1 protein-coding gene is annotated in these 289 nt (G+C 65.4%); it reads left to right on the top strand.

Going from position 1 to position 289, the window contains the following annotated elements:
* A partial coding sequence (locus ADK57_RS18280) for an FG-GAP repeat domain-containing protein (protein WP_199830614.1) occupies positions 1–289 on the top strand: 289 nt, incomplete at both ends.

The raw sequence follows: 289 nt of genomic DNA on the forward strand, positions 1-289 counted from the left end.
CACCGGCACGCTGTCCGCCCGCGTGAAGCTCTACGACAACTGGAAGACGTACAAGAAGATCGTGGGCGTCGGCGACCTCAACGGCGACGGCATCGGCGACCTCCTCGCCCAGGACAAGGCCAACACCCTCTACCGCTACTACGGCAAGGGCAACGGCACCTTCTCGGCCCGCACCAAGTTGTTCGCGAACTGGGGCGGTTCCTACAACGTGGTCGTCGGCGTCGGCGACATCACCGACGACGGCAAGGCCGACATCGTCTCCCGCGACACCGGCGGAAACCTCTACCGC

The sequence above is a fragment of the Streptomyces sp. MMG1533 genome, assembly GCF_001279775.1.
Lineage (GTDB): Bacteria > Actinomycetota > Actinomycetes > Streptomycetales > Streptomycetaceae > Streptomyces.